Origin of the sequence: Mesorhizobium sp. M8A.F.Ca.ET.165.01.1.1 (assembly GCF_004792065.1) — a bacterium.
Classification (GTDB): Bacteria; Pseudomonadota; Alphaproteobacteria; order Rhizobiales; family Rhizobiaceae; genus Mesorhizobium.
The window spans coordinates 1-294 of the sequence record NZ_SRTH01000217.1; the positions used below are offsets into that span (position 1 = coordinate 1).

Sequence of the window (294 nt, forward strand, 5' to 3'; positions counted from 1 at the left end):
GACGAATTGGTCGAAGCCGTCCCCTACAAAATCCACACCGTGCTCACCGACAATGGTATCCAGTTCGCCGACCTGCCAAAGAACCGGAATGGCCCTACCGCGCGTTGGCGCGGCCACCCCTTCGACCGGACCTGCTGGAGGCATGGCATCGATCACCGTCTCACCAAGCCCAACCACCCATGGACCAACGGCCAGGTCGAACGAATGAACCGAACGCTGAAGGAGGCGACTGTCCGGCGATTTCATTACGAGACCCACCGTCAGCTCGAAAACCACCTCGCTGCCTTCCTCGAC

General features: G+C 60.5%; 1 protein-coding gene. It reads left to right on the forward strand.

The features are described 5' to 3' along the window. A partial coding sequence (locus EN808_RS35820) for an integrase core domain-containing protein (RefSeq protein WP_135918264.1) occupies positions 1 to 294 on the forward strand: 294 nt, incomplete at both ends.